The 7,448-nt window shown below is 63.6% G+C and carries 7 protein-coding genes; 2 read left to right on the top strand and 5 right to left on the bottom strand.

The window, feature by feature from the left end:
* The 5 genes from AC1D00_RS18340 to AC1D00_RS18320 all read right to left on the bottom strand — a co-directional run.
* The coding region (locus tag AC1D00_RS18340) for an ABC transporter substrate-binding protein (RefSeq protein ID WP_477011622.1) at positions 1-1,244 on the bottom strand (1,244 nt) is incomplete at its 3' end.
* Between the two features lie 46 nt (positions 1,245-1,290).
* Positions 1,291-2,364 carry a branched-chain amino acid ABC transporter permease gene (locus AC1D00_RS18335; protein ID WP_135174699.1) on the bottom strand — a complete coding sequence of 358 codons (1,074 nt, stop codon included), beginning with the start codon at positions 2,362-2,364 and terminating at the stop codon, positions 1,291-1,293.
* Between the two features lie 3 nt (positions 2,365-2,367).
* Positions 2,368-3,261, bottom strand: a complete 894-nt coding sequence (locus tag AC1D00_RS18330; protein WP_027545085.1) for a branched-chain amino acid ABC transporter permease — start codon at positions 3,259-3,261, stop codon at positions 2,368-2,370.
* Positions 3,262-3,379: 118 nt separating this feature from the next.
* Entirely contained in the window at positions 3,380-5,311 is a 1,932-nt protein-coding gene (locus tag AC1D00_RS18325) for an AMP-binding protein (protein WP_477011621.1), read from the bottom strand.
* Positions 5,308-6,129: an ABC transporter ATP-binding protein gene (locus AC1D00_RS18320; protein WP_027545088.1), complete on the bottom strand. Its 822-nt coding sequence runs from the start codon at positions 6,127-6,129 to the stop codon at positions 5,308-5,310. The genes AC1D00_RS18325 and AC1D00_RS18320 overlap by 4 nt, the downstream gene beginning before the upstream one ends.
* A 335-nt stretch (positions 6,130-6,464) precedes the next feature.
* Here AC1D00_RS18320 and AC1D00_RS18315 point away from each other — a divergent pair, with 335 nt between their 5' ends.
* Together AC1D00_RS18315 and AC1D00_RS18310 are read left to right on the top strand one after the other, a co-directional pair.
* Entirely contained in the window at positions 6,465-7,142 is a 678-nt protein-coding gene (locus AC1D00_RS18315) for a Crp/Fnr family transcriptional regulator (RefSeq protein WP_477011620.1), read from the top strand.
* A gap of 4 nt (positions 7,143-7,146) precedes the next feature.
* Positions 7,147-7,448 (top strand): hypothetical protein (locus tag AC1D00_RS18310; protein WP_477011619.1); only part of this gene is annotated, 302 nt, incomplete at its 3' end.

Here is a 7,448-nt window from a genome sequence, read left to right as displayed (position 1 = left end):
GTCTTGACCTTCTCGAGCTGGATCGTGCCCTTGGCCATGAGATCGTTGAGGTCGCCGTCGGTCGCACCCGCGATCTTGGTGCGATAGAGGTCGACTTTCAGCGTGCCGCGGTGGTCCTTGTCGGTCCAGGTCGAGGGATTGCAGACGCCGTCCATTCCGGCCGGCACCCAGTCCTTCTTCTGGTAGAAGCCCTTGGCGACGTTCTCGCCGGTGGCGCCGCCGTTCTTTGCGGCCCAGTCGAGCGCTTCCCTCATGTACAGCGCCGAGCAGACCGCCGCGATGTAGTGCACGGGCCGGTAGACCTTGCCGGTCGGGTCGGACATCTTGGAGATCTCCATCACCGTCTTCATGCCGGGCGCATCGCCGCCCCAGCTCACCGCCGTGCGCAAGGGGAAGATCACGCCATTGGCGGCATCTCCGGCCGTCTTGGCGGCATTCTCGTCCATGCCCCAGACATTGCCGAGGAACTGGATGTCGACGCCGGCGGTCTTGCAGGCCTTCAGGACGGAGATGTTGGAAGCCGCGGTGTTGCCGAGATAGGCGTAGTTGGCACCCGAGGATTTCAGGCTCAGGCACTGCGCGCTGTAATCGCCCGGCGTCAGCGCGAACACCAGCGGCGGCAGCACTTCGAGGCCGAGCTCCTGCGCCATGGCCTCGCCGGCGGCCTTCGGCGCGTTCGGATAGGGGTGGTTGGCGCCCATGTGGACGAATTTCGGCTTGCCGGGCTTGCCCTTGGCCTTCCAGTCCTCGGCCGCCCACATCAGCATCGCGCGCAGCGAGTCCGAATAGCTCGGGCCGTAGAAGAAATTGTAAGGAGCGGGCTTGGCCTTGCCGCTGACGCCTTCGGGATCGGTGAGTGCCGCGGCATAGGAGCCGGAGAGGTCGGGGATCTTGTCCTGCGCGAGGAAGCCGGTCAGCGCTTCGGTGTCCGCGGTGCCCCAGCCCATGATCGCCGCGACCTTGCTGTCGGGCGCCGACCATTTCTTGTAGAGCGCGATCGCGCGCGGCACCTGGTAGCCGTAATCGTTGGTGTCGACATTGAGCTGCTTGCCGCCGACGCCGCCGTTCTTGTTGACCCAGGCGAAGGTGTCGGCGACGGCCTGTCCGTACGGCGTGCCGACGTCGGAGGTGCCGCCGGAATAATCGGCGAGATGCCCGACCGCGATCTGCGCCTGCGCGCTCGCCGAGAATGCGGCGATCACGAGGGCGAGCGATGCGGTGGTCAAAAGGGATTTTGTCTTCATTGGTTGCCTCCTCCTGTTTATTCGTTGATTAGCAAGTCGCCCGTTCTCAATGCGAGAACGGGTAGAGTTTCCAATAGGCCTTGATCTGCCGCCAGCGATGGGCGAGCCCGTCCGGCTCGAACATCAGGAACGCGATGATGATCACCCCGATCGCGATCTCGCGCAGGAAGGTGATGTTGTTGTTGAGTGACAGCGCCTTGTCGATCGCGCCGCCCTTCAGGTAGAGGCTGAGGAATTCCATCGTTTCCGGCAGCAGCACCACGAAGGCGGTGCCCATCAGCGTGCCCATGATCGAGCCGGTGCCGCCGATGATGATCATGGCCAGGAACAGGATCGAACGCTCGATGCCAAAGCCTTCCTGGGAGACCACGAGCTGGTAGTGCGCATAGAGCGCGCCGGCGATGCCGGCGAAGAAGGCGGCGAGGCCGAACGACAGCGTGCGGTATTTGGTGAGGTTGATGCCCATGATCTCCGCGGAGAGATAATGGTCGCGGATCGCCACCAGCGCGCGGCCGTCGCGCGTGCGCATCAGATTGGTGACGAGGATGTAGCTCGCCAGCACATAGGCCAGCACGACGTAGAAATACTGCTTGTCGCCGCGCAAGGTGAAGCCGAAGATCGAGAACGGATTGGCGCTGGCCGGCACCGAGCCGCCGGTGAACCATTCGGCGCGGGAGAAGAAGTCGAGCAGGATGTATTGCGCGGCGAGCGTCGCGATGACGAGGTAGAGCCCCTTCAGCCGCGCCGCCGGAATGCCGAAGATCAGCCCGACCAGCGCGGTGACGACGCCCGCGAGCGGGATCGCGAAGAACACCGGGATCGGCGCATTGTTGGAGATGTAGGCCGAGGTGAAGGCGCCGAGCAGAAAGAACGCCGCGTGGCCGATCGAGATCTGGCCGGTGAAGCCGACCAGGATGTTCAACCCGAGCGCCGCGATCGAGAAGATGCCGATCTGAATCAGGATGCTGAGCCAGTAGCCGCCGAGGAATTGCGGCACGAGGCAGAGCAGCAGCACGCCAACGATCGCAAAGTTGCGGCTGGTGGCCGTCGGGAAGATCGTGGTGTCGGCCGCATAGGAGGTGCGGAAATCACCAGCGGGGATGAGGGCAGGGCCGGCCATGGGTCAGATCCGCTCGATGTCGTGGGTGCCGAACAAGCCGTAGGGCTTGATCATCAGCACGATGATGAGGACGTAGAACGGTGCAATCTCGTAGAGATTGCCCCAGTGCAGATACTCGCTGTCGACATATTGCGCGATGTTCTCGAGCAAGCCGATGATGATGCCGCCGAGCACGGCGCCGCCGACGGAATCGAGCCCGCCGAGGATCGCCGCCGGAAACACCTTGATGCCGTAGGCGGCGAGGCCTGACGATACGCCGTTGACGACGGCGACGACGACGCCCGCGACCGCCGAGACGGTGGCCGAGATCGCCCAGGCCATCGCGAAGACGCTCTTGACGGAAATGCCGAGCGACTGCGCGACCTGCTGGTTGAACGCGGTGGCGCGCATCGCAAGGCCGTATTTTGATGCGCGGAAGAACCAGGCCATGCCGATCATCATCGCGACCGAGACCACCAGGCTCATGACATAGACGGTCTGGATCTGAAGCCCGAACAAGCTGACCGACTGGCTCTCGAACACGCGCGGGAACGGCTGCGGGTTGACGCCGAACATCCATTTCAGCGTCGCCTGGAGCACGGTCGAGAGGCCGATCGTCACCATGATCACCGAAATGATCGGCTCGCCGATCATCGGCCGCAGGATCAGGACCTGGATGGCGATGCCGAACACGAACATGAACACCAGCGTCATCGGCATGCCGATCCAGAACGGCACCTGATATTTCGCCAGCAGCGCCCAGCATACCCAGGCGCCGACCAGCAGCAGCTCGCCTTGCGCGAAGTTGACGACCTGCGTCGCCTTGTAGATCAGCACGAACGACATCGCGACCACGCCATAGAGCGTGCCGACCACGAGGCCGTTGACCAGGAGCTGGATGAGGAAGGCGGTGTTCATATCGGCTGACCCAACTCGTCATTGCCGGGCTTGACCCGGCAATCCATCAATGTGGACGGAAGCTTGTTCGGAAGAGGATGGATGCGCGGGTCGAGACCGCGCATGACGATCACGTGTGTCACTCCGCAGCCTCCGCCAGATGCCCACGCCCGCCGAGATCCACCACCCGCAGTGTGGTGCGCACCCTCTGCGTGGTGCCGTCCTGGAAGCGGATCACGGTGTCGACGGGGATGTCGGCATCGCCGCGGTAGATGGCGTCGATGATGCCGGCGTATTTCTCGTTGATGACGCTGCGGCGTACCTTTCGGGTGCGGGTGAGCTCGCCGTCGTCGGCGTCGAGCTCCTTGTAGAGCAGCAGGAAGCGCGAGATGCGCTGCGCCGGCGGCAGCGTGGCGTTGACGGTCTCGACCTCCTTCTGGAGCAGCGTGTAGACCTCGGGCCGCGAGGCGAGATCGCTGTAGGTCGTGAAGGAGAGGCGGTTCTTCTCCGCCCATTTCGAGATGATGGAGTAGCGGATGCAGATCATCGCCGCGAGCGCGTCGCGCCCCGAGCCGAGCACCACGGCTTCGGCGATATAGGGCGAGAATTTCAGCTTGTTCTCGATGAACTGCGGCGAGAAGCGCTCGCCGCGGGAGGTTTCCGCGAGATCCTTGATGCGGTCGATGACGACGAGCTGGCGGTTGGCGTTGAAATAGCCGGCATCCCCCGACAGCATCCAGCCATCCTTGATGTCGGCAACGCTCGCCTCAGGATTCTTGTAATAGCCGAGGAACATGTTGGGATGCCGCACCACGATCTCGCCGACGCCGTGGACGTCGGCATTGTCGATGCGGATCTCGACGCTGTCGGCCATCGGCACACCCGTGGTGTCGGGGTCGACCTTGCCCTCGGGATGCAGCGTGTAGGCGCCCAAAAGCTCGGTCTGGCCGTAAAGCGTGCGCAGCGGCACGCCCATCGCCTGGAAGAACTTGAAGGTATCGGGCCCGAGCGCCGCGCCGCCGGTTGCGGCCGAGCGCAGGCGGGTGAAGCCGAGCCGGTCGCGCAGCGCGCGGAACAGGACGGCGTCGGCAAAGCCGGAGCGCTGGCCCTGTTCGAGCGCGGCAAGACCGCTTTTCATCCCGATTTCGAACAGGCGCTGCTTGAAGGGCGTGGCGTCCATCACCCTGGCGCGCACGTCGGCGGCGATCGATTCCCAGACTCGCGGCGCAAACAGCACGAACGTCGGCGCGATCTCGCGCAGATCGTTCATCATCGTATCGGGCTCTTCGACGAAGTTGATCTTCATCCGGCACAAGAGGCCTTTGCCCAGCACGTAAACCTGCTCCATGATCCACGGCAGCGGCAGCACCGAGACGTATTCGTCGTCGGGTCCCTTGGGGTCGAAGGCAAGATAGGTCGCGCAATGGCCGAGCACGCGGCCGGCGGCGAGCATTGCGAGTTTTGGATGCGAGGTGGTGCCCGACGTGGTGCAGAGGATTGCGACGTCCTCGCCCTTGGTCGCATCGACGAGCTTGTCGTAAAGCCCCGGTTCGCGCGTAGCGCGGGCGCGGCCGAGCTCGGCGAGTTTCTCCGCCGACAGCAGTCTGGGGTCGTCGTATTTCCGCATCCCGCGCGGGTCGGAATAGATGATGTGCTTCAGATCAGGCACGCGGTCGGCGAGGGTGAGCAGCTTGTCGACCTGCTCCTCATCCTCGGCGAAGACGAGCTGCGCCTCGCCATAATTGAGGAGATAGGAGGCTTCTTCGTCCAGCACGTCGCGGTAGAGCCCGAGGCTCAGGCCGCCGATCGCGTGGGTGGCGATTTCCGCCGCGACCCAGTCCGGCCGGTTGTCGCCGATGATGCCGATGACGTCGTTGCGCCCAAGGCCGAGCTCGACGAGGCCGAGCGCGAAATCGCGCRCGCGCGTCTGGTAGTCGTTCCAGGTGAAGACACGCCACAGCCCGAGATCCTTTTCGCGCAGCGCGATCTCGTTGCCATGCTCCCTGGCATTGAGCCGGAGCATTTTGGGATAGGTATCGGCCTGCGCGACGCGGCCCGCATAATCCATCATGCCGCGCTCTCCTGCGCCGGCGGAGCATCGTCGGGATCCACCAGCACCTCGTCCTCTTCGCCGAGATAGGCGCGCCTGACGTGGGGATCGGCGAGCACCGCACCCGGATCGCCCTCGGCGATCTTGCGGCCGAAATCCAGCACCATGACGCGGTGAGAGATGTCCATCACCACGCCCATGTCGTGCTCGATCATCACCACCGTCATCCCGAACTCCTCGTTGAGATCGACGATGTAGCGGGCCATGTCCTCCTTCTCCTCGAAGTTCATGCCGGCCATCGGCTCGTCGAGGAGGATGAGGCGCGGCTCCAGCGCCATGGCACGGGCAAGCTCGACGCGCTTGCGCAGGCCATAGGAGAGGGTGCCGGCTTGCGCCTTTCGCACCGACTGGAGGTCGAGGAAGTCGATGATCTCCTCGACCTTGCGGCGATGCGCGAGCTCTTCCTTGCGCGCGCCGGTGAGCCAGTAGAGCGAGCCCGTGAGGAAATTGTTCTTCAACAGGTGATGGCGGCCGACCATGATGTTGTCGAGCACGCTCATGTGGTGGAACAGGGCGAGGTTCTGGAAGGTGCGGCCGATGCCGAGCGAGGCGCGGGCGTTCGGCGTCAGGCCGGTGATGTCGCGGCCCTGATAGAACAGCTGGCCCTCGGTCGGCTTGTAGCGGCCGGAAATACAGTTCACGATCGAGGTCTTGCCGGCCCCGTTGGGGCCGATGATCGAGAACAGCTCGCCGTCCCTGATGGCGAAGCCGACATCGGTCAGCGCACGGACGCCGCCGAACCGCAAGGACACGCCGCGCACTTCAAGACTGGTAGCCACCAAACAAATCCCTCCCGGTGATGGCGCTTGATTGGCGCTCTTCGTCGGTTCCTGTCGGGCGATCCTAGTACGGTCGTGTCGGCCAGACCATGCAGCTATTGGTCTCGACCGGACCCGTGAGGCTCTCGTTCCCGTTAGGGGATCAAAAGCCGCATCGCCCGAGGTGGTTCTCAATAGGGGAAAGCGCTATTTTGAAATGTCTCCGGCCTGACAATTCTGCGACAAAGTTTTTTCAGGCGGTGGCGGTCTTCATCTTTCGTCGGATGGTGGCGAGCGGCCGTGTTGCAGTGCAACAGAGGACGGAGTGACGAAACGGTGCGGCTGGCTTCGGGATCATGATTTCAGAGGATCAACTGAAGCGCATCGCCGCCTGGTCGCGCGAGCTCACGCAAGCGGAGATCGAGGTCGCTCGCGCGGGGATCACGGAGCGGTCCTACGGCACCGGCGAGACCGTGTTCATGCGTGGCGACACGTTCGACTATTGGGCCGGCATGGTCTTTGGTCTTGCCCGGATGGGCGGGGTCTCGCGCGACGGCAAGGAAACGAGCCTTGCCGGGCTGACCGCGGGGGCCTGGTTCGGCGAGGGCAGCGTGCTCAAGAACGAGCCGCGGCGCTACGATGTGGTCGCGCTTCGCGACAGCCGCGTCGCGTTGATGGAGCGCGCCGCTTTCATGTGGTTGTTCGAGAACAGCGTCGGTTTCAACCGTTTCCTGGTGCGCCAGCTCAATGAGCGGCTCGGTCAGTTCATCGGCATGCTCGAGGTCAACCGCACGCTGGATGCCACCGCGCGCCTCGCCCGCAGCATAGCCTTGCTGTTCAACCCGATCCTCTATCCGGAATCGACCGCCCATCTGGAGATCACCCAGGAGGAGATCGGGGCGCTGTCCGGCATGTCCCGCCAGAACGCGAACCGCGCATTGAACAAGCTTGAGAAGGAAGGCCTGCTGCGGTTGGAGTACGGTGGCGTGACGATTTTGGATATCGAGCGGCTCAGGAGCTACGGGGAAGACTGATGACATGCGCTTTCCGGATCGTCCTGTGCTGATAGAATTTGACGATCGCGAATCGGACTCACCTTACGTCGAGCGCGTATGGCGCAGCCGGAGCCGGAGCGGTGGCTCGTTTCTCTCGATGGCCGAGGGAAACATCGAACTGGTTGTTACCAGGCTTCCGGGGTTTTTGGCAGTGACACTCAGGGGGCCGGTGATCCAAGGGGCTCTGATTGAATGTCCGCCGGATGGCGAATGGCTCGCCATACGTTTTCGACTGGGAACCTACCTGCCACAGATACCGACGGCGGCATTGATCAACCATCAAGA

Source organism: Bradyrhizobium sp. P2_E8 (assembly GCF_056403875.1).
The sequence above is the reverse complement of the archived record's forward strand: the minus strand, read 5'-3'. Positions and strand labels throughout refer to the sequence as shown.